The following is a 20,047-nucleotide window of genomic DNA, read 5'->3' on the forward strand; positions in this document are numbered from 1 at the left end:
ATATCTTAAGAACCACGTTTTAACGAGCGAATACATTTGTCCTATGAAAGTAAATAATCATAGACAGATGCTATTCGCTCGTTTTTTTATCGTCCTATTAGGAATGCTAACCTTTCCTGTTTTGGGGCAATCTACAACCTATACACCGGATGTGATGCTTGGGCATCGATCGTTTGCTTATACCCATACGATAAGCCATCGCCTCTCCGATGACCTAAGTATCCAAAATCTAGTTTTGTTCGATTCTGAATATGAGGAGGATACACATAATATCTTTTTTGTTCGCAATACGATCGCTTATAAATTACCTAAAAACTTTGTGTTGAATGCGGGATTTGGAGTGAAAAACCCAGGCAAATTCGCTAGTGTTTACCTGCAGTATCAAGTAAAGAGAAAAAATTTTATTGGGGTATATGGAGTGGGAACAACCTACCAAAAAGGTTTCACATTAGAACAATCACTATTACTAGAATATACGCCCAAATTAACGCAAGAATGGGAAGGGCTCTTTCGCCTTTCTGCGGTTGGCAATGTCAATCGACACGAATATACCCGCGGTTTTCAACATATTAGAATAGGCGCAAAAAAAGATAAAGTAGCCTTGGGGTTGGCAGCTAATTTTGAACAATTTAATATGAGTTGGGACCATTTAGAAAATTATGGGGTTTTTGTAAAAGTAAATTTTTAACTGGAAATAATAATGAATAAAAACGCAAACACAGGACTTTTAATTAGTCGAATCGCTATCGGATTTCCCATGTTGTTTTATGGGATTGGCAAAGTAATACACGGCATTGGATTTATCCAACAAGTACTTGTAGATAAGGGATTGCCTGCTTTTTTTGGGTATGGCGTATACGTAGGTGAAGTGATCGCTCCTCTGCTGTTAATACTGGGGTGGAGAACGCGTTTAGCAGCTGCTGTATTTGTAATCAACTGTATAACAGCGGTGCTTCTCGTACAAAGCAGCCTTATTTTTAGCCTCAACGAAAATGGCGGATGGGCAGTAGAATTGCTGATGATGTATGCCTTGGTAGCCGCAGGCTTGTTTTTTACAGGTGGTGGGAAATACGCCCTTTCCACAACTAATCCATGGGATTAAAAAAAGAAGTAGTAAAAGAAAAAATAAAAGAGAAAAGTAAAAAACGGTATAGTAGATAACAGGAGTATAAACAAGAGCTGTACAGTTATAGTAGGACGAGACAAGGACGAGACATGTTTTCTTTGTGGTACGTCCATAATGAGTCCATAATGAGTCCATAATGACTCTATTAAAATAACGGTTTCTAATAGAGTCACTATAGACGCATACTAGATTTACAATGCAGTTATTAGGTTGAAATACCAAAAATAGATCGTTCATAGTACGATTGAAGAAAAAGAGGGGACCTAAAAAGTTTCCTCTTTTTTATAGAAAGAAGTCCGTGTGATTCAACTGTTGTTTTTCCGCTGAGCTAGGGTGATTGTTTGAATCAATAAAGGAGCGGAAGTGAGGGTGATCATCACAAAAAATAAGATCAAAGGCCAGGCGATTGTTTCCGTATAAACCACGGTGAATCATATTGGCAGAAAAAACGAGCAAATCCCCTCGGTTTAATTTGATTTGTTTTCCCCTAGCTAAAGGATCACTAGGTGTTTTTCCGTTCAAACACAAACGAGTATCTTCCTCTTCTTGTACATCCCATTCCCGATGTGTTCCTGCAATGAGTTCAATGCCTTCTTCTGCTCGAAAGGGAATCCTAAAGTGAATGACCTGTTGCGTTTTTATACTTTCCTTTTGTTCCGCTAGAGACATTCCCGTGTATTGAATATCGCGATGCCAGTAGTTCTTTTGAACCGGATTATAGGGATCAAAAAAAAGTTGTGTATTGAGAAATAAAGCTTTTTCAGGGAAAATACCACCTATGACTTCGCGTAATTTGGCTTGGGTGATGAATTCAAAAAGAGCCAAGCGTTCCCTTTCACTAATAAACGAACTCGATGTAATACTGTGGCTGTTGATGAGTCTTTTTTCGTATTCATCTTGATGCTCCTTTAACCATTGGTGGTGAAAATGCAAAAGAATAGATTCAATTTCTGCTAGTTCATGATCAGCATAAAAATGAGGGAAATAAAGATATCCTTGTGTGCTAAAAAGGGCTGTCGTATTCATTGGGTAAGGTATAAGTAAAAAATAAAGATAATTTATTTCTTTTTTAAATGAAATTCGCTGTGATTCTTTTGTCATCTATACGGAGCTCCCTTGGTTAATTATGTATATTTGTTAACACCAATACAAAAAACCTTTTTAAAACTAAAACCTTAAAAGAATGGAAATATACGCCAAGAGACACGCGCTTTACCAAGATAAATACAACGAGATTAGAAAAAAGTACAAAATAGTAGGCGCCTTGCGTTTAGTCGCTTTTTTGGCGATTGTGTATTGTTTCTATTTGTCTGTATCACGGGCAGATTATCAGTATTTATACATAACAGGTGGATTGGTTTTAGTCTTTTTAATTTTCTTGCGTATTCATGCCTCTTATTCGTGGAAAATGCGTTATGCTGAGGCATTGATGCAAATTAATCATGAAGAAGATGCTTTTCTAAAAGAAGATCGATGGCCTTTTGACGATGGAGCTGAATTCCATACACCAGATCATCCTTATGCCTTTGACCTAGATATTTTTGGACCAAAATCTATTTATCAATACTTAAATAGAACCGCATCTTATAAAGGAAAAGAGCATTTAGCCACCCTTTTAAAAAGTAGAAGCAATAAGCAAGACATCCTCAAAAATCAGGAAGTGATTAAGGAGCTGTCGCAAAAGGTTGAGTGGAGACAAGAGATTTATGCCTACAGTAAATTGTCTAACCTAAATAAAGAGGCTTATGATCGCTTAAAAAAATGGAGTCAATCCAAGGTAAATACGCTGAGTAAACTTTCTTTAGCACTCGCTTATGCCTTGCCTCTGGTGTTTGTTGTGGCATCCATCGGCTTTTTTGTCGATTCCTCCAATATCGTATGGGGCTATATCGCATCAACGGTTTTCTCGTTGAACCTCATTATGGCCATGGCTAAAGTAAGACTAATTCAAGCGGAACTTGGTGGCGTTGAAAAAATACACGAAACCATTGAAAGCTATAGCGCTATCATCAAGCGAATTGAAAAAGAAGAATTTGCAACGGAGCGCATGAAAATGTACTTGAAAGAAATTAAAAGTGATTCGTTTAAAGCGAGCGTGGAACTGAAAAAACTATCTCGCTTATTCGAGCAACTCGAAACCGTTGCCAACTTGTTTGTGTCGATTTTATTTAATGGATTATTTCAATTTCACGTTCACGTCTTGCATAAATTCTTGAAGTGGAAAAAAGATAAAGGAGCGTTGGTGCTAACCGTTATCGATATTGTGGGAGAAGTAGAAGCCTTTAATTCCTTAGGAAACTATTCGTACAACAACAGAAGCTACACCTTCCCCGTTTTGAATGACACCAAACAAATGGCCTTCCAAAATTTGGGACATCCCTTGTTAAATGCTAAAAAACGCGTAACCAACGACATCGATTTTTCTAATCAGCGCTTTGTGATTCTAACAGGGTCTAATATGTCTGGAAAAAGTACGTTTTTGCGCACCATTGGGGTGAATTTAGTTTTAGCGGGAATAGGAGCGCCTATCTGCGCGACAAAAGCGACGTTTTTTCCATTGCCTTTATTGGTATCCATGCGATTAACGGACTCCTTAGAAGACAGTGAATCTTACTTCTATGCAGAGGTAAAACGCCTGAAAATGATTATTGAACAAGTGCAAAGCGAATCTTGTTTCGTCTTATTAGACGAGATTCTAAGAGGAACGAATTCGGATGATAAACAGAGTGGTACCATTGGGGTGATTCACAAACTAATTCGAGAACAGACCTATGGTATGATTGCTACCCATGATTTAGAGGTGTGTAATACAACAAATGAGTATCCTACTGTCTTAATGAATAAGTGTTTTGAAGTGGAAATTAAAAATGACGATTTACACTTCGACTACAAAATTAGGGATGGCATTTGTCAGAATAAAAATGCAACTTTTATTATGAAGAAAATGCAGATTATAGATTAGTTTACAACAAGGGTTCACAGTTAACCATACCTTGTCAACCGTAAACTAAAAAAGGCTATCAATTTTAAAATTGATAGCCTTTTTTATTATAATTGACCAACTAGAGTATTGATTAAGTCACGGGCAATTGGTTCTGCTGCTTGTACTGCTTTTAGTACTTCGTCGTGGTTTACGTCAGCAATACCATCTTCATTTCCCATGTCTGATATCACGGAAATACCAAATACTTTCATATCCATGTGACGGGCTACGATTACTTCAGGAACGGTTGACATTCCCACACAGTCTCCACCTACAGCACGCACCATTTTGTATTCAGCTAGTGTTTCAAACGTTGGACCTTGTAAGCCGTAGTACACCCCTTCTTTTAGATCGTAATTTTTTGCTTTTGCAATAGCTTTTGCACGCTCAATGATGCTCTTAGTATACACTTCGTTCATGTTGACAAAACGAGGACCAAAACGCTCGTCGTTATGTCCGCGTAATGGATGATCGGGAAATGCGTTAATGTGATCTTTGATAATCATAATATCACCCACTTTAAAGGTAGGATTAACCCCACCAGAAGCATTGGAAACAATAAGCGTGTCTACACCTAAGTACTTCATTACGCGAATGGGAAAAACCGTCGTTTTGATGTCGTATCCTTCATAGTAATGAAAACGCCCTTGCATGGCAACAACTTTTTTTCCACCTATTGATCCGAAAATTAAGGCCCCTTTGTGTCCTTGGACAGTAGATACAGGAAAGTTAGGAATGTCAGCATAAGAGATCTCATGCTCAATAGCGATATCCGCTGTTAGATTACCCAATCCTGAGCCTAAAACGATACCGATTTCCGGTTTAAAATTCGTTTTTTCAATAATGAATTTAACGGTTTCTTGTACTTTCTCCCACATAGTTTAAAATTTTAGTGTCAAACGCTTCGCTATGGTTTAAAAAAGCGGTTTGAATAGGTAAATAAAATAATTGACGTTCAGGAAGAAGTCCATTGAGACGAACATAATCTTTTTCCGTTGTGATGATCGATCTTCCCGCTGCTGTCTTCAATATTAACTCAATATCTGCAGGTGAAAAATGATGGTGGTCAGGAAAAGTCAAACACCTGGTGTCTTCTTTTTTGAGATGATCGAAAAACGACTGTGGTTTTGCGATGCCTGCTACCAAAATAAAATCCTCCTGAATTAATCGAGTAACCTCCACTGAATCAGACTTTGAATATGCAATTTTACTAAAATCAATATACGTAAAAAAAGACAATTGTCCTTGCTTTAATTGTAATTGTTGTGTTATGCTTTTTTGTTGTTGGAGACTAAGGTCTTTGGGACATTTGGTAATCACGACAATATCGGCGCGTTTAGCCCCTGTTCTCGATTCTCGTAGATTGCCTGTAGGCAGTAAAAAATCCTTAAAATAAGGATCGTCATAGGTGGTGAGTAAAACGTATAATCCACCTTGAAAGGCCAAGTGTTGAAAGGCATCATCCAAAACGATAACCTCTGTTTGTGGTTTTTCTTGTAAAATAGAACGAACACCATTGACGCGCTTGGCATCTACAGCTACGTTAATGTTGTTAAATTTAGTGTGGTATTGAAAAGGTTCGTCTCCAATTTGCTCCATAGTCGTTTGCGCATTAGCCAAGAAGAATCCCTCGCTCTTTCTTTTATATCCCCTACTTAAGGTTGCGGTTTGATACCGGTCTTTTAGCAGGCGAATGATGTATTCTACCATAGGCGTTTTTCCCGTGCCACCCACACTGAGATTACCCACAACAATAGTCGGAAGATCAAAAGAGGTACGCTTAAATATACCAATTGCATAGAACCAATTGCGGATCCCTGTAATGCAACCATATAAAATGGCAAATGGAAAAAGTAAAAAACGGAGTAATTTCATCTTACGAAAGTATCACTTTTTTTAACTTTTAGAAAAAAATAGTACGAATTGAGTGAAGGAAAACTTGAATGGCCTTGTCGTATTATAAAGACGGAATAAAGAAAGAAGATAAGGAGTAAAACGGTTTTTGTATCTTTGAGAAATAATGAGTGACAGCTAGTAATTGAATATGAAAGTAAAAGATATTTTTCCCATTTTAGAAGAATTAGCGCCTTTGGGCTATGCAGAGGATTTTGATAACGTAGGACTCTTGGTCGGCAGTCCAGAACAAGAAGTAAGCGGAATTCTCGTGTGTCACGATGCATTAGAAACCGTTGTAACCGAGGCGATTGAACAAAAATGCAATTTGATCGTGTGTTTTCATCCCATTTTATTTTCAGGGTTAAAGAAAATTACGGGTAAAAACTACGTTGAACGAGCAGTCATCAAAGCCATTAAACACGATATCGCCATTTATGCGATTCACACCGCTTTGGACAATCATCAAGAAGGAGTAAACAAAATATTTTGTACTACCTTGGGGTTGGAAAATACACGCATTCTTATTCCCAAAGCCAATTACATCCAGAAATTGGTAACCTATGTTCCAATAGCAAATACAGAGGCAGTACGTCAGGCGTTGTTTGGCGTTGGAGCAGGTGCGATTGGCAATTACGATCACTGTAGCTTTGTGTCAGAAGGAAAAGGAAGTTTTAGAGGAAATGAAAAAAGTAACCCTGTACTTGGGAAAGCAGGAGTAGAAGAAGTGGTGGGTGAACACAAAGTTGAAGTAATCTACGAAAAGCACTTAGAAGGAAAAATTCTCGCTGCTTTGTTTCAAGCCCATCCTTATGAAGAAGTGGCGTATGAAATTTACAACCTGGAAAATGCTTTGCAAAATGTAGGGATGGGAATGATTGGCGAATTAAAAGAACCAATGGAAGAACGCGCCTTTTTGGAGATGGTAAAAGAAAAAACAGGAACGGGAGGAATTCGCCATAGTGCATTTTTGGGTAAACCCATTCAAAAAGTTGCTGTGCTTGGCGGTTCGGGAAGTTTTGCAATCAAAGCCGCTCTGCAACAAAAAGCAGATGCTTTTATCACGGCAGATTTAAAATACCATCAATTTTATGAGGCTGAAAATCAGCTTGTTTTGGCGGATATCGGGCATTTTGAGAGTGAAAGATATACAAAAAATTATATAGTTGAGTTTCTTTCAAAAAAAATGCCTAATTTTGCAGTTATTTTATCAACAGTAAATACGAATCCAGTTAACTACTTATAACGATGACAAAGAAAAAAGAATTAACGGTTGAAGAGAAATTAAGAGCGCTTTACGACTTACAATTGATTGACTCAAGAATCGATGAAATCAGAAATATGAGAGGAGAGCTACCTCTTGAAGTTGAAGACCTAAAAGACGAAGTTGCTGGACTTAACAAACGCTTAGAGAAACTTCATGCAGATTTAAATGGCATCGAGGCTGGTATTAAAGACAAAAAATCAGCTATTGAAGAGTTTAAGGAAGCTATTAAAAAGTACACTGAGCAACAAAACGAAGTAAAAAACAACAGAGAATTCAACTCTTTAGAAAAAGAAATTGAATTTCAAAAGTTAGAAATCGAGCTTGCTGAAAAACACATTCGTGAAATGAAAGTGAGTATCGAAAATAAAAAGCTCAACATTGCTCAAACAGAGGAGCGTTTGAATGCACGTAATGAACACTTAACGCACATTGAGGCTGAGTTGAAAAACATTATGTCAGAAACAGAACGCGAAGAGCAAACGTTATTGGCTAAATCAGACGAGTTCAAACAAGATATCGAAGAGCGTTTATTAAATGCATATTTGAGAATCCGAGGCGGAGTGAAAAATGGATTAGCAGTAGTATCAATCGAAAGAGGGGCTTCTGTAGGATCGTATTTTACAATTCCACCACAAACGCAAGTAGAAATTGCTGCGCGTAAAAAGATCATCACCGATGAACACAGTGGACGTATTCTTGTAGACAGCGCTTTAGCAGAAGAAGAAAAAGAAAAAATCGATGCGATTATCGCTAGTTTAAAATAAGATAAAGCCTCTTTTTAAGAGGCTTTTTTTTGTATATGGAAAAAGCAGTTGGCACTTTAGTGAATCTTATTAGCCTTATTTCAATAAATAAAGCTGTTTACTGGGTGCACAAACTATTTTCTACACCGCGCAAGGGAAAACTTTCCCCTAAACACTTACCAAACTTTTTACAGCAGGCAAAAATTAGCACTTTTATCTATCAAGATGAGTTGGTCTACACCTACCAATGGAATGCCCAAGCGACAGAGAAACCCTTGATTCTCTTAATCCACGGTTGGGAGAGCAACAGTGCCCGTTGGGAAGAATGGCAAACTTATGTGGGAACTGCTTTTCGCCTGGTGGCTTTTGATGCGCCAAGCCTAGGACAAAGCAAAGGAAAAAATCTCAGCGTAAAAAATTACCAAGAAGTTATTGATATAGCAATAGAACACTTTCAACCACAAGGGATAATCGCGCATTCTCTAGGAGCTTTCACCGCCTTTCAACAGTTGAGTGCCAAATCCTATCCCACGGTGCAAAAAGTTGTGCTATTGGGTACTTTCGATCGCTTTGAGCATATCTTGGCCGAATACTTCACCCTTTTGGGCTATAAGCATCGCCTGTGTCTTGCTTATCTGCACTATGTAGAAACGCTACTAAAACACCCGCTCGCGCGTTATAGCAGTACACAAGCAACCCAAAACATCCATATTCCCGTTCTATGCATACACGATAGACTGGACGAAAAAGTGTCTTATCAAGAGGCTACTGCTTTTCATCAGGCCCTGCAAGCAAAAAATAATCGCGTTGTTTCTACTGCCAATTTAGGACATAGCCTCCAAGATGCAGTGGTTTTTGAAACAATTCTCACCTTTTTAAGCTAGAACGAATTTCTTTGTATAAGTAACGAAATTTATTATTTACTTTTGCGCTATGGAAAATCAAGAAACGCGTTTAAATAAATATTTATCAGAGGTTGGGTTCTGCTCGAGAAGAGAAGCTGATCGACTAATCGAAGAGGGACGCATTACAGTAAATGGAAAGCTACCTGAACTCGGATTGAAGGTAACTGATGCAGATGAAATCCGCGTAAATGGAAAATTAATCCGACAAACTGATGAGGATTTTGTCTATTTAGCTTTTAATAAACCCGTGGGTATTGAATGTACCACCAATAAAAAAGTAAGAGATAATATCGTGGATTACATCAACTATCCCAAGCGTATTTTCCCAGTAGGACGTTTGGATAAAGATAGCGAGGGATTGATTATCATGACCAATGATGGTGATATTGTCAATAAAATACTACGCCAAAAAAACAACCACGAAAAAGAGTATATCGTTACGGTAAATAAACCAATTACCGATCGCTTTATCCAGCGTATGGGAATGGGGGTTCCAATTTTAGATACCATCACCAAAGAGTGTCGCGTAGAGCGTATTAGTCGCTTCGTATTTCGCATTTTTCTTACCCAAGGCCTTAACCGTCAAATTCGCCGTATGTGTGAGTATTTTGGCTACGATGTAGTCGCGCTAAAACGCATTCGAATTATCAATATCAGCCTCGATGTTCCGGTAGGACAATACCGCGAAATTACAGCTGCAGAATTAGCTGAACTCAATCAATTGATCGCCCCTTCAATTAAAACCGAAGAAGCAAGCCTGAATCGCGCAGCAGATCAACAAGACAACCGAACTACACAGACAGACTTCAATACCCAAGAAGATAGAAGACCCAAGAAAAAGTTCGACAGAGAGCGAAATAATTCAAAAAAATCAGGTCCAACACTGCGAAATGAAAGAATTTCAAGAAGAAGAGAGAATTAAATATTAATTCTCTCTTTTTTGTTTTTAGTATACTTTTCCTCAATTTAGTTGTATTCTATTTCACAATCAACTCGCTTTCTGAGTTTATCATTCACATATCTCATTCACGAATCAAACACAATTTGAAATTAGTCTAAATAATTTTTAGATATGTTAAAAAAGTCTATATATTTGCATGCTGTTTATACTAAGTCTAAATAAAAATACATTTACCAATTTCTATAATTTATTCGTCAATGAAGAAATTTATATTACTAACCACGTGCGTCATAGGGCAATTATTTGCTGTTCATGCACAACAGAAACCCACGATTATTGATGGATTTGTGCTTGATGAAAATGGAAAGCCGATCGATTATGCAACAGTGGTCATAGCCGAAACAAACAAAAGTGATTTAACCAATGATCAAGGAGCCTTCAAACTAAAGCTAGGTACTGGTGGTACTTACGATGTAGTAGTACAACATGTGAGTTATGAAACAGTATCGGTTCGCGTCAAAGTAGAAGATGGAGAGCACGTAAAGAAACGCATAGTTCTAAAAGGAAAGGAAGCCATTTTAGATGATGTAATCCTGCAGGTGAAGAGTCCCATTGAAAAAGTAAGAGAATCGGCCTATAATGTCATTGCCATCGATGCTAAACCTTTATACAATACATCCTTAGATGTTTCAGGAGCACTGGATCGCGTGTCTGGTGTAAAAGTGAGAAGAGATGGAGCAGAGGGATCGGATTATACTTTTTCGATGAATGGATTTAGTGGTCGTCATATTCGATTCTTTTTAGATGGAGTTCCCATGGAAGGATTTGGCAGTGAATTTAAGATTAACAACCTACCTATTACCATGGTTGATCGCATCGAAGTGTACAAAGGGGTAGTTCCCATTGAATTCGGTTCTGATGCATTAGGAGGAGCGGTAAACATCATCACTAACAAAAGCAAAGAAACTAGAATAGACGCTTCATTTGCCACGGGATCATTCAATACCTATAAAAGCCACCTCAATGTAAGTAAGGTTTTCGATAATGGTATGACCTTTCAAGTGAATGCATTTCAAAATTATTCTGATAACAACTACAAAGTATACGTTCCCGTTGCCAATTTAAAAACAGGGGTTTACTCTAAAGATAAGCAATGGGTAAAACGTTTCAACGATCGCTTCCAAACGGCAACAGTAGTGACTAAAGTAGGGGTGATAGACAAGCCGTATGCCGATCGACTACTCCTTGGATTTACGTATGGAGAAGGAAAAAAAGGAGTGCAAACGGGAACCATAATGGAAAAAGTGTTCGGACAGAAAAAACGCCGTTCCGTAACGATTATGCCCTCTTTAGAATATAGCAAGCGCAACTTGTTTACTGAAGGCTTAGACGTAACACTTACTTCTACCTATAATGCGGGATACAACCAAAATATTGATACCTCAAGATACAAGTACAACTGGGCAGGTGAACGCATCAAAACCATGAAAAAAGGCGAATCAGGAGGAGGTGCTTCTCTGATGAAATTCTTTGATCACAATGGTTCAACTACCGCTACTATCAGTTATAAGGTTAACGATAAGCATGCGTTTAGCTTAAACAACGTAATCTATTACTTCAATAGAAAAACCGAAGATCCATTAGCTGTTAAGGAAACTGAAAGCGAAAAGAAAAGTGAAACTACGCGTAGAAGCTTGAAAAATATTACCGCTTTATCCTACCGATACAATATCCTAGATAATTTGAATGTATCCATCTTTGGAAAACACTATTCCATTAAACATACGTATTTAAGTGAAAGTACCAGTGTAGATAAGAGTGGATACGGAATTGCCGCTACGTATCTGTGGAAGGACTTCCAAGTAAAATCCTCTTTTGAGAAGACCTATCGCTTGCCGACTGACAGTGAATTGTTTGGTGATGGTGATATGGTATGGGGAAATACAGCCTTGAAACCAGAAGCAGGAAATAACTACAACTTCAACTTGAGCTATTCCACTGTTTTAGATAAAGTACATGCTGTTTTTGCAGATGCAGGCTTTGTTTATCGCAAAACGGAAGACTACATAAGAAGCAATCCGTATGGATCGGGTTCACGTGCATCTAGTGTGAATATCGGTGGAGTAGAGAGTATCGGACTCAATGTAGAGGCTCGATATGTGTACAACGATTTCTTGCAAATAGGCGGAAGTCTTACCTCCCAAAGTATTCGAAGTAAACAAAAATATGCCATTGGCAGTGATACCGAATTAAACTCCTATTACGAAGAGCGCATTCCAAATGAACCTTATTTCTTCGGATCCCTTGATGCTGGTTTGCTTTTCAAAGATCTAGGGCACAATGGAAATAACTTAAATATCGGATATAACCTGAGATATATCGATCACTATAGCTATGATTTTAGCAGTATTGGTGAAGAACCTATTTGGATTCCCTCTCAGGTGGTACACGACCTAAGTGCTTCTTATAGCTTGTTTAAAAATACTTTACACCTTACAGCGGAAGTCAATAACCTATTCGACAAATTGGCCTATGACAACTATAGCTTCCAAAAACCAGGAAGAAGCGTGATGTTTAAAATCCGTTATAGCTATTAAAAATAACCGAAATAATAATCTATTAATACCAAATTAAAATGAAAAAAAGAGTTCTATCTACCATGGTATTCGCTTTTTTAGTTAGTACATTTTCTTTTACAAGTTGTTCAAGTGATGATAATTCAAGAAAAGGAGGCGATGGCGATGATGAAGAGATCATTGACGATGGGTCAAGAAATCCAGAAGATTTACTTGGAACTAAATATATTCTAGGAGCTAGTGCATCAAAAACAAATCTACTCTTAGAAGTGGATAACCTAAAAGAAGGGACAATTAGCGTTAGAGGAAACGGTAAAACAGCCTTAGGGAAAAACATTTACACCTTCAAAGATTTACGTGCCTATGTTTTTGAATACAGAAAAGGGGATCCATCGGGAATGCAAAGCTGGATGTTAAACAAAGACTTGCGTTTACAAGAAAATACCTTGGTAGATTTACCAAATAGAGAGGAGTTTATCACGGCTTTTGGACGATTTATGATCTCTACAACTGGAGGAATTGAATTGGAAAATGGCAAAAAAGGTCAAGCTTTCAACTTCATTAATGGAGTGACAGGTGCTATCGAGTTTACGTCTTATGTAAATGTTGAAAATATTGCAGAAGAAGGCGAATACGCAAACTTTGCAGGTTTAGAAGACATCGGAAACGACCGTTTTGTTATGGCAATTGAGCCATTTAAAATTACGGCCAATAGTGATCAAGATAATACTTCAGCTTATAGAGATAGAGTGTGGTTGGCTATCTTTAAATTAGATATGTCAAAAGACCCAGAAAACCGCGTAGTTCTAGAAAACGTAGTGAAAGATGATCGTATGAGTTTTGCTGTTGCTCGTTATAGATCTAGCCGCGTATCGACTATTGGTAAAGGGACTAGTGGAGATATTTACGTGTACTCGCCATCAGCGATGATTAGTAAAGACAAAGGTGCATTTTCTACTAAACCTTCAGCAGTATTGAAATTTGATAAGAATACATTGAAATTCGATAGCTCATACTACTTTGATCTAGAAGCCAAATCAGGGGGGCATAAAGTGTACAAAGTATATGCAGTAGGTAAAGATCAATTTATCTTAAATATGTTTGCGAATACGGACCAATCTTGGAACATGGCTCCAGCAAACAAATTAGCGTTGTTCAATGCGAAAACAGGAGAGTTTAAATGGATCGAAGGATTAGTTGAACCAGGATTAATCGCAGAAATTGGAACGCCATTCGCAGAAGGAGATGACGTATATGTGCCAATTACAGCAGCAGCTAAATCCTATGTATACTTGCTAAATAGAACTTCAGCAGTACTTACAAAAGGGTTGGAAATTCAAGATTTAGGAGATGGAACCGTTGGTAATATTGTAAAAATCAACGCCTATAAATAATTTATTTATTGTTATTCATTTGTAATTAGTTAGCTTAAAAAGAGGTTGAACGTATCGTTTAACCTCTTTTTTGTTTACACCGTTATTGGCCTTTTGTCTTATTGCTTTAGCGCTGTATGGTCCATGTAATACGACTGCCACTCCTATCTGATTGAGCATGGTCTATGGAGGTAACTAAATCCGCTTGTTTGAATGCTGTTAAAAGCTGAGCTATAGAAGTATCTCCCTAGAGATAGGGGGGAAAAGAGGAGTGTGATGGAGAAAGTATTATTTTACAAGATAGGATCAAGAGGTAATGTGTTAAATAATAAGAAAAGTAGTGTGGTTACCTCTCTAAATAAGATTTTATATTCGGAATTTTCAGTTAAATTTGTTTGATATATAGAACCCTTTTACCTATGAAATACTATTCATTGATTTTTCGCTTTTTTATTCTTTCAACTGTGCTGTTGATCGGATGTATCACTTGGGCAAAAGACCAAAATTCGAACCCCAAAGAAAAAGTCGAAGCGGTACAACCTGCTTATATTGTTTTAGAAAAAACCCCAGTGATTGTCATGCATGATACGCTGTTTAATGTGTACGGGAATATTGGGTCATTTACCTCAAAACAACGCGCAAGATCCATAGAAAAGAAGATTGCTTCTTTGGTTGATAATTACCAGTTTGAAGGGGACTCTATAAAATTAGTTGATACGGGGAACTACCTCAATTTGATGTATGAGAATGAAATTTTGATGAGTGTAGACACCATTCAAGCAACACAAGAAAACAAGAGCAAAATTCAGGCGGCATTGTTTTATAAATCACAGATTGCTGAGGCGGTAGAAATACAACAATTCAGTACTAGTTGGCAGCAATTGCTCTTGCAAATTGCGGGAACCATTGGGATTATCGTAGCCGAGATTTTTATTGTTAAATATATCTACTACTGCTACCGCAGGGTAAAAGTGGCCATTTGGAAACAAAGAGGGAAGAAGATTAAAGGGGTATTTGGAATTATCGATGACCACCGCGCGATGTTGACTACCATTTCAATCGCAAAAGTTGTCCGTTTCTTCGTTATATTGATTTTCTTGTATTTGGGCTTATTGGCAATCTTTAAGCTATTTCCTTATACCAAACACTTGTCTGATCAACTTTTAGATTATGTCTTATCGCCTTTAAAAGCCGTAGGTCGCAGTATAAAAGCCTATATGCCTAAGCTATTTACCATCTTAGTGATTGTATTTATCTTTAGGTATATGCAGAAATTTGTGCGCTCTTTGGCAGAGAAAATTGCCAACAATAAAATTACCCTTAAAGGATTCTATCCCGATTGGGCTTTTCCAACGTACAACATCATTAGTGCCTTGATGTTTATTTTTATGTTTATCCTGATTTTCCCCTATTTACCGAATTCAGATTCCGAAATCTTTAAAGGTGTTTCTGTGTTTGCTGGTATTGTAGTGTCCTTGGGGTCAACTTCTGTAATTGGAAACTTAGTGGCAGGATTGGTCATCACCTATATGCGCCCTTTTAAAATTGGCGATCGCATTAAATTAGGCGAATATACTGGCGATGTCTTGGAAAAAACAGCATTGGTTACGCGTATTAAAACACCCAAAAATGAGATTATTACGATTCCAAATTCTAACATAATGTCTGCGCATACGGTCAATTACTCACAATCCGCTAAAGAACACGGCCTGATTTTGCATACAACTATTGCTGTGGGCTATGATGTTCCTTGGCAAAAGGTACACGAAATGCTCTATGAAGTAGCCAACAGAACGGAGCATGTGTTAAAACGCCAAAAACCGTTTATTTTGCAAGATCAATTCCGAGATTTCTATGTCGACTATCAGTTAAATGTTTACATTAAAGAAGCCAAGTTAACCGCAAAAATTTATTCAGATTTGCGACAACATGCGCAAGATGTATTTGCAGAAAACAATATTGAAATGGCTTCGCCACACTATATTGTCACTAGAAATGTGGATGGAGACAATACAACCATTCCTCCCAAGTACACAAAAGAATAGAACAAGAAGTCTACATCAATATAACAAAAAGGGATTGTATCTACACAACGGATACAACCCCTTTTTTTGTACAAGCAAAATTAGCGTTAAAAAAGAGTTCAACTCAATCACCCCTGACGTATAATCATCAGTAGTTTTAGGTATTAATTTGATTTTTCTGAAGAATAAAAGGTTAGTGCCGATTATTTTATTAAATTAGTGAGAAATACAAAAATAATATGGCGACAATTATAGAAACAGACCGATTGATTATTCGAGAAATTACCCGTGAGGATGCGGAGGGTATTTACAATTTGGACAGCGATGAGCGCGTTGTTAAATACGTGGGAAGTATGGTGATTACTTCTATGGAAGAAGCTGAAGAAATCATTGAATTTATTCAACAGCAATACCGTGATTTTGGAATTGGTCGCTGGGCCATTATCAAAAAAGACAGCAATGAATTTATTGGCTGGTGTGGATTTAAACTTGTTGAGAACGGATTAAATGGCTTGCGTGAATATTTAGATTTGGCGTATCGCTTTCGCTTTGACGCTTGGGGAAAAGGATATGCTACGGAAGCTGCATTAGCGTGTTTAGATTACGCAGCCAAAAATTTTCAACAACACCCAATTTACGCTGTTTCTGAAGTGAAAAACGAAAGTTCAATTCGCGTATTGGGGAAAATAGGATTCCATGCTGCTTATACCTTTGATTTAGATGGTATTGATCATTATTGGTATATGAGAGAATAAGTGAAATAAAAGCGAGAACCAATGAATTTGAGGAGGAAAAGTAAAGATGAGGTGTTTATTTTGATAATCTAGCTTACCTTTGTATCCTAATTGATACACAGTGAAAAATTTCTTATTTCTTCTCATTGCTATTGTCAGTGAAGTAGTTGCAACAAGTGCGTTGAAAGCGTCTAACGAATTTACGAAGATTATTCCCAGTGCGGTAACCGTTGTGATGTATGCAGTAGCTTTTTATTTTTTGAGTTTAACACTGCGCACCATACCCGTTGGTATTGCCTATGCAATTTGGTCTGGTATCGGTATTGTATTGGTAACGGTAGTTGCTATTGTAGTCTATGGACAAAAGCCGGATTTACCCGCAATCATAGGCATGGGATTCATTGTGCTTGGGGTCGTGATTATCAATTTGTTTTCTAAAATGAATGCTCACTAAACCTAAATGAACTTCTTTTTTATCGATTATTTAAAGAGGGGATCACCCCAACAACAAGCGGTCTACAATCTCTTGACAGCCCACAAAATCTTGTACTATTTACGAGATTTTACACCTGTGGTTGTAGGCACTTTTCCCTTGGACATTGCTATTGATAGCAGTGATATCGATATTGCTTGTAGTTTTGATGATCTTCAAGCTTTTCAGCAACTTGTACGTGAACACTTTCAAACGTATCATGGATTTACTGAGGTTGTTTTTACGCAGCGCAGTCAGTTAGCTTATGTCGTTAATTTTACAATTGACCATTTTCCTGTTGAAATTTTTGCGCAAACAATCCCTGTAACAGCTCAATACGGCTATCGTCACTTGTGTATTGAATATGAAATTCTACAGAAAAAAGGAGAGTTGTTTAAAGAAAAAGTAAAAGCATATAAACGTGCAGGCATGAAAACAGAACCCGCCTTTGCTAATCTTTTACAGTTGGAAGGCGACCCTTACGAAAGTTTGCTCGGCTACAACCCCTAAATTAATTCACAATTGCTATGCAATTACCCCTAAATTGAAGAGGTGTTTGTTTGACGTGTTTTTTAAACAAACGCGAAAAATAGGTGTGATCTTCGTATCCCAATTCAAAGGCAATCTCCTTAACTGATTTCGTTGTATAGTACAACAGTCTTTTAGCTTCATTGATGATAGAGTTTTTCAGCCAATAGCTCACGGTTTGGCCCGTTGTCTTTTTGACGCAATCATTCAAGTGCGCGGGTGTTATAAATAGCTGATTGGCGAAATATGACGGCTGATTTAAATGCGTTTTTGTTGTTATTAAACGCTTAAACTTTGACGTGATTACGTTGGATTGGTTAATTACTGATACTTCTGGAATTTGGGTGGTTACTTTGTAAAGCGAACCTATCTTATAAAGTAATGCCTGAAACAATCCATCGGTGATCTCTGTGGTATATTCTTCTTTTTGATTATTGTATTTTAGCAATAAATGTATAGTCTCCAACAAGGTTTGCATCGCTTCTAAAGGCAAGGAGAGCTGTTGTTGGCTAGGTGGTAAGTTAAACAGTAGATACGTCAATTCATCCGGAATCCTAAAATCTTGAATACTCAAAAAATAGGCGTAAAAATCTTCGCTAAAATGTTCGATGGTGTGAATTTGATAGGGCTTAATCAACAGCAAATCTCCTGTCTTTAATTCGTTTGACTGCAACTCACAATTGATGCTAAAAGTACCGTTTAAGATCAAAATGCACACGTAGTAATCATCGCGATGCGTATGACCTACTATTCCCTTTTCTAAGGTATGAGGAGCCAACTCTTTGAGGTAAATCCCATTTTTAATCGATTTGTCTTGGCTATAGGTTATGATTTCTTGATTATATGGCATGATGTAGTTTATTTCTGAAGAGACAAAGATAAGTAAATTATTTAGAATCTTTATAAATAACTAAAATTGAAGAATAAAAAAGAGGGTGTTGCAGCAGGGGATTCTCTTTTAAATGAGATAAAAACTAGATTTTTTTCTTCGATTAAAAATTGTTGTAGTTGACCAAAAGGGAGTCAATAATGAGATACAATTTGTACAGCTAAACCAGGATGAGACACCTAGGGATGATCATATACCGATGTATAGCATAAAAAAACCCCACCTAAAATTAGATGGGGCCTATCTTGTTATGCATATTAGACAGTCTCTAGGGACAAATAGAACAGCTAAGTCCTTAGATGGCTTGTACTATAGCTGCAAAATCAGCTGCAACAAGTGCTGCACCTCCGATTAAACCGCCATCAACATCGGGTTGAGAGAAGATTTCTTTTGCATTGCTTGGTTTCACACTACCTCCATATAAAATAGAAGTACTATCTGCTACCGATTGGTCGTATTGACGTTTAATTTCTTGACGGATAAACGCGTGAATTTCTTGTGCTTGTTCAGGTGTAGCGGTTTCTCCAGTACCAATCGCCCATACAGGTTCATACGCGACTACAATACTGGCCCACTGATCTTTAGATAAATGGAATAATCCATCTCTCAGTTGGTTGAAAATGACGTTGAGGTACTGTTTGCTTTCTCTGTCTTTTAATTCTTCTCCAATACAGTAAATTACGCGCATATTGTGTCGCAATGCCGTATTTACTTTATCCGCTAAAATAGCATCTGTTTCTTTAAAGTAGTGTCTTCGTTCTGAGTGCCCAATAATGACAGTTTCTACGCCAACACTCAACAACATTTGAGCTGAAATTTCTCCCGTAAAAGCACCACCTTCTGCTTGATGCATATTTTGAGCCGCCACTTGAATGTTGGTCCCCTCTAAATGGGATACTGCACTTGCTAAATTGGTAAAGGTAGGAGCAACTATTACTTCTACTTCTTTCCCGCTAGGCAAGGCTTCGATTAATTCATCTAATAATACATGGGTTTCTGAATAATTCTTGTGCATTTTCCAGTTTCCAGCAACAATTTGGTGTCTCATCATTATTATTTTGTATTTAATAAGGCTTTTATATCTTCAAAGTTTTTCTCTGTTGCATTAAAAAGCTCAATTTTTCCTTCTTTATTTACGATGATATAACGGGGAATCCAATTCAGCTGAATCGCTTGCCCGAAAGTACCTTTCATGCGTTTTTCGTCATTGAGGTAGTAGTGTTCTCCTTCAATGCCGTGTTTTTCAATTGCCTCTTTCCACGATTCGGTTGTTTTATCTAATGAAAGATTAACAAATACAACCTCAGGAAAATCCGCTTTAATTGTTTTCATTGTTGGCAGTGCTTTGATGCAATCAGGACACCAAGCAGCCCATACGTCAATCAAGACCGTTTTGCCCTTGTGTTGAGCTAGAATTTCTTGAAAAGTGATCGTTCCACCATCTAATTTATAGAAGATTTGGTTGAGGGCTTCTGCTGCAAATTGAGTTTGATCAACAGGGGTTTCTGTCGTTGTTGATGGTGTTTCGGTTGCTTGTTCAGTTGAAATTACTTCTAATTTCTCTGTTTGTTTTTTACAAGCTGTAGCTGTTAAAGCTAGTATAGAAAGGGCAATATAAAATTTTCTCATAGGG

The 20,047-nt window shown here is 37.5% G+C and carries 19 protein-coding genes; 13 read left to right on the forward strand and 6 right to left on the reverse strand.

All coding sequences use genetic code 11. The features are described 5' to 3' along the window. Positions 1-43 precede the first annotated feature (43 nt). Positions 44-688, forward strand: coding sequence for a hypothetical protein (locus tag HX062_RS09275; RefSeq protein ID WP_286467197.1), 645 nt, complete (start codon positions 44-46; stop codon positions 686-688). 12 nt (positions 689-700) lie between these two features. Further along, positions 701-1,102, forward strand: a complete 402-nt coding sequence (locus HX062_RS09280) for a DoxX family protein (protein ID WP_182628274.1) — start codon at positions 701-703, stop codon at positions 1,100-1,102. 306 nt (positions 1,103-1,408) lie between these two features. Here the strand turns inward: HX062_RS09280 and HX062_RS09285 are convergent, their stop codons facing one another. After that, positions 1,409-2,152 (reverse strand): phytanoyl-CoA dioxygenase family protein, encoded by a 744-nt coding sequence (locus tag HX062_RS09285; RefSeq protein WP_286467199.1) that lies wholly within the window; start codon positions 2,150-2,152, stop codon positions 1,409-1,411. 157 nt (positions 2,153-2,309) lie between these two features. On the opposite strand from HX062_RS09285, the gene HX062_RS09290 reads away from it, so the two are divergent. Then, the gene (locus HX062_RS09290) at positions 2,310-4,088 is read left to right on the forward strand and encodes a MutS-related protein (RefSeq protein WP_286467200.1); all 1,779 of its coding nucleotides are present in this window, start codon (positions 2,310-2,312) and stop codon (positions 4,086-4,088) included. Between the two features lie 86 nt (positions 4,089-4,174). On the opposite strand, the gene HX062_RS09295 is transcribed toward HX062_RS09290, so the two are convergent. Together HX062_RS09295 and lpxK are read right to left on the reverse strand one after the other, a co-directional pair. Beyond that, complete coding sequence (locus HX062_RS09295; protein ID WP_182628277.1) at positions 4,175-4,987, reverse strand: purine-nucleoside phosphorylase; 813 nt, start codon at positions 4,985-4,987, stop codon at positions 4,175-4,177. Continuing rightward, positions 4,959-5,984: a tetraacyldisaccharide 4'-kinase gene (gene lpxK, locus HX062_RS09300; protein WP_182628278.1), complete on the reverse strand. Its 1,026-nt coding sequence runs from the start codon at positions 5,982-5,984 to the stop codon at positions 4,959-4,961. The genes HX062_RS09295 and lpxK overlap by 29 nt, the downstream gene beginning before the upstream one ends. A gap of 169 nt (positions 5,985-6,153) precedes the next feature. Between lpxK and HX062_RS09305 the strand changes: the two genes are divergently transcribed. The 10 genes from HX062_RS09305 to HX062_RS09350 all read left to right on the forward strand — a co-directional run bounded on the left by HX062_RS09305 (position 6,154) and on the right by HX062_RS09350 (position 17,507). Next, the gene (locus HX062_RS09305) at positions 6,154-7,248 is read left to right on the forward strand and encodes a Nif3-like dinuclear metal center hexameric protein (RefSeq protein ID WP_182628279.1); all 1,095 of its coding nucleotides are present in this window, start codon (positions 6,154-6,156) and stop codon (positions 7,246-7,248) included. A 2-nt stretch (positions 7,249-7,250) separates the two neighbouring features. After that, a complete protein-coding gene (locus tag HX062_RS09310) occupies positions 7,251-8,033 on the forward strand; it encodes a zinc ribbon domain-containing protein (RefSeq protein WP_182628280.1) in 783 nt (260 codons plus the stop codon). Positions 8,034-8,068: 35 nt separating this feature from the next. After that, positions 8,069-8,896, forward strand: coding sequence for an alpha/beta fold hydrolase (locus tag HX062_RS09315; protein WP_286467201.1), 828 nt, complete (start codon positions 8,069-8,071; stop codon positions 8,894-8,896). A 49-nt stretch (positions 8,897-8,945) separates the two neighbouring features. Further along, positions 8,946-9,839 carry a 23S rRNA pseudouridine(2604) synthase RluF gene (gene rluF / locus HX062_RS09320; RefSeq protein ID WP_182628282.1) on the forward strand — a complete coding sequence of 298 codons (894 nt, stop codon included), beginning with the start codon at positions 8,946-8,948 and terminating at the stop codon, positions 9,837-9,839. A 236-nt stretch (positions 9,840-10,075) separates the two neighbouring features. After that, complete coding sequence (locus HX062_RS09325) at positions 10,076-12,415, forward strand: TonB-dependent receptor (RefSeq protein WP_286467202.1); 2,340 nt, start codon at positions 10,076-10,078, stop codon at positions 12,413-12,415. Between the two features lie 38 nt (positions 12,416-12,453). Then, the gene (locus tag HX062_RS09330) at positions 12,454-13,788 is read left to right on the forward strand and encodes a DUF4374 domain-containing protein (RefSeq protein ID WP_286467205.1); all 1,335 of its coding nucleotides are present in this window, start codon (positions 12,454-12,456) and stop codon (positions 13,786-13,788) included. A 398-nt stretch (positions 13,789-14,186) separates the two neighbouring features. Beyond that, positions 14,187-15,812: a mechanosensitive ion channel family protein gene (locus tag HX062_RS09335; protein ID WP_182628285.1), complete on the forward strand. Its 1,626-nt coding sequence runs from the start codon at positions 14,187-14,189 to the stop codon at positions 15,810-15,812. Between the two features lie 218 nt (positions 15,813-16,030). Then, positions 16,031-16,546, forward strand: a complete 516-nt coding sequence (locus HX062_RS09340; protein ID WP_182628286.1) for a GNAT family N-acetyltransferase — start codon at positions 16,031-16,033, stop codon at positions 16,544-16,546. Between the two features lie 100 nt (positions 16,547-16,646). Beyond that, positions 16,647-16,979, forward strand: a complete 333-nt coding sequence (locus HX062_RS09345) for a DMT family transporter (RefSeq protein WP_182628287.1) — start codon at positions 16,647-16,649, stop codon at positions 16,977-16,979. Between the two features lie 6 nt (positions 16,980-16,985). Continuing rightward, positions 16,986-17,507, forward strand: a complete 522-nt coding sequence (locus HX062_RS09350; RefSeq protein WP_286467206.1) for a DUF4269 domain-containing protein — start codon at positions 16,986-16,988, stop codon at positions 17,505-17,507. A 1-nt stretch (position 17,508) separates the two neighbouring features. On the opposite strand, the gene HX062_RS09355 is transcribed toward HX062_RS09350, so the two are convergent. The 3 genes from HX062_RS09355 to HX062_RS09365 form a co-directional block, all read right to left on the reverse strand. Next, a complete protein-coding gene (locus HX062_RS09355; RefSeq protein ID WP_182628289.1) occupies positions 17,509-18,375 on the reverse strand; it encodes an AraC family transcriptional regulator in 867 nt (288 codons plus the stop codon). Positions 18,376-18,709: 334 nt separating this feature from the next. Next, complete coding sequence (gene tpiA, locus HX062_RS09360) at positions 18,710-19,462, reverse strand: triose-phosphate isomerase (protein WP_182628304.1); 753 nt, start codon at positions 19,460-19,462, stop codon at positions 18,710-18,712. A 5-nt stretch (positions 19,463-19,467) separates the two neighbouring features. Continuing rightward, complete coding sequence (locus HX062_RS09365) at positions 19,468-20,043, reverse strand: TlpA family protein disulfide reductase (protein ID WP_286467207.1); 576 nt, start codon at positions 20,041-20,043, stop codon at positions 19,468-19,470. Positions 20,044-20,047 lie beyond the last annotated feature (4 nt).

The organism is Myroides sp. DF42-4-2 (assembly GCF_030326445.1).
Taxonomy (GTDB): Bacteria; Bacteroidota; Bacteroidia; order Flavobacteriales; family Flavobacteriaceae; genus Flavobacterium.

Bases quoted from the DNA above. Each gene is read 5' to 3' on its own strand.
- HX062_RS09275 (WP_286467197.1), top strand. From the start codon at position 44: ATGAAAGTAAATAATCATAGACAGATGCTATTCGCTCGTTTTTTTATC.
- HX062_RS09280 (WP_182628274.1), top strand. From the start codon at position 701: ATGAATAAAAACGCAAACACAGGACTTTTAATTAGTCGAATCGCTATC.
- HX062_RS09285 (WP_286467199.1), bottom strand. From the start codon at position 2,152: ATGAATACGACAGCCCTTTTTAGCACACAAGGATATCTTTATTTCCCT.
- HX062_RS09290 (WP_286467200.1), top strand. From the start codon at position 2,310: ATGGAAATATACGCCAAGAGACACGCGCTTTACCAAGATAAATACAAC.
- HX062_RS09295 (WP_182628277.1), bottom strand. From the start codon at position 4,987: ATGTGGGAGAAAGTACAAGAAACCGTTAAATTCATTATTGAAAAAACG.
- lpxK (WP_182628278.1), bottom strand. From the start codon at position 5,984: ATGAAATTACTCCGTTTTTTACTTTTTCCATTTGCCATTTTATATGGT.
- HX062_RS09305 (WP_182628279.1), top strand. From the start codon at position 6,154: ATGAAAGTAAAAGATATTTTTCCCATTTTAGAAGAATTAGCGCCTTTG.
- HX062_RS09310 (WP_182628280.1), top strand. From the start codon at position 7,251: ATGACAAAGAAAAAAGAATTAACGGTTGAAGAGAAATTAAGAGCGCTT.
- HX062_RS09315 (WP_286467201.1), top strand. From the start codon at position 8,069: ATGGAAAAAGCAGTTGGCACTTTAGTGAATCTTATTAGCCTTATTTCA.
- rluF (WP_182628282.1), top strand. From the start codon at position 8,946: ATGGAAAATCAAGAAACGCGTTTAAATAAATATTTATCAGAGGTTGGG.
- HX062_RS09325 (WP_286467202.1), top strand. From the start codon at position 10,076: ATGAAGAAATTTATATTACTAACCACGTGCGTCATAGGGCAATTATTT.
- HX062_RS09330 (WP_286467205.1), top strand. From the start codon at position 12,454: ATGAAAAAAAGAGTTCTATCTACCATGGTATTCGCTTTTTTAGTTAGT.
- HX062_RS09335 (WP_182628285.1), top strand. From the start codon at position 14,187: ATGAAATACTATTCATTGATTTTTCGCTTTTTTATTCTTTCAACTGTG.
- HX062_RS09340 (WP_182628286.1), top strand. From the start codon at position 16,031: ATGGCGACAATTATAGAAACAGACCGATTGATTATTCGAGAAATTACC.
- HX062_RS09350 (WP_286467206.1), top strand. From the start codon at position 16,986: ATGAACTTCTTTTTTATCGATTATTTAAAGAGGGGATCACCCCAACAA.
- HX062_RS09355 (WP_182628289.1), bottom strand. From the start codon at position 18,375: ATGCCATATAATCAAGAAATCATAACCTATAGCCAAGACAAATCGATT.
- tpiA (WP_182628304.1), bottom strand. From the start codon at position 19,462: ATGAGACACCAAATTGTTGCTGGAAACTGGAAAATGCACAAGAATTAT.
- HX062_RS09365 (WP_286467207.1), bottom strand. From the start codon at position 20,043: ATGAGAAAATTTTATATTGCCCTTTCTATACTAGCTTTAACAGCTACA.